Origin of the sequence: Vibrio sonorensis, from assembly GCF_001854765.1 — a bacterium.
Lineage (GTDB): Bacteria > Pseudomonadota > Gammaproteobacteria > Enterobacterales > Vibrionaceae > Vibrio > Vibrio sonorensis.
The window spans coordinates 1-1,086 of the sequence record NZ_LJJE01000016.1; the positions used below are offsets into that span (position 1 = coordinate 1).

1 pseudogene is annotated in these 1,086 nt (G+C 46.5%); it reads left to right on the forward strand.

The window, feature by feature from the left end:
* The first annotated feature begins 2 nt into the window (after positions 1-2).
* Positions 3-1,038 (forward strand): annotated as a pseudogene (locus BLO31_RS23405) (IS3 family transposase).
* The last annotated feature ends 48 nt before the right edge of the window (positions 1,039-1,086 follow it).

Consider the following 1,086-nt stretch of genomic DNA (forward strand, 5'->3'; position numbering starts at 1 on the left):
CAATAAAGCAGCATGAGGCTGGCGTTAAGGTGGACGACATTTGTCGGGATATGGGGATATCTTCGGGCACGTTTTACAACTGGCGCAGCAAATTTGCAGGGGTGGAAGTGAACGAAGCAAAACGCCTAAGAGAGTTAGAATCTGAAAACAACAAGCTCAAGAAACTGCTCGCTGAGAAGCTACTTGAAGTGGAAGCGATGAAGGACGTCGTCTCAAAAAAGTGGTAACGCCATCTTCTCGAAAGCTGATGGTTCGCCACTTAATCGAGGCTCACCAGCTAAGTGAAAGAGCGGCCTGTAAGCTTGCGTGTTTGAGTCGAACGGCGTTTCGATACCATCCTAAAACCGCGTCAGATATGGGTGTGCGTGAGCGTTTGAAAGAACTCGCAGCCCAATACTCTCGCTACAGCTATCTGATGCTTCATGGCTTGCTAAAGGCAGAGGCTTAGTTGTGAATAAGAAGCACACGTATCGCCTTTACACAGAAGAAGGGCTGCAAGTCAGAACCAAGAAACGGAAAAAGCGCCATCGCCCTCGGTTGGTCATGGAGGTTCCAACCAGATTGAATCAGCGTTGGTCAATGGACTTTGTCTCTGACCAGTTAGGTAATGGAAGACGCTTTCGTGTTCTCAACGTCGTTGATGACTATTCACGAGAAGTGATCGGTCAGCTTGTCTCAGGTTCCATCAGTGGACAGCAGGTCACTCGCTTTTTGACTCAACTGATAGAGGTGCGCGATAAGCCTGACCGTATTGTTTGCGATAGTGGCCCAGAATTTACCAGTAAAGCGATGTTCTTTTGGTCTAAGACAACGTCGGTAACATTAGCCTTTATACAACCGGGAAAACCGACTCAAAATGCATTCGTAGAAAGCTTAAACGGCAAGTTTAGAAATGAGTGTCTCAATCAGCATTGGTTCCGTACTCTGGATGAAGCAAGGTACGAAATAAATTTATGGCGAGAACACTACAACCATATTCGACCACATAGCTCTCTAAATGATATATCGCCCGTTGATTATGCCAACCAAGCGGCGTAAACATAAGAAACTTCATCGAGACAGTGGTATTAATCTCGGGGAAAGGTC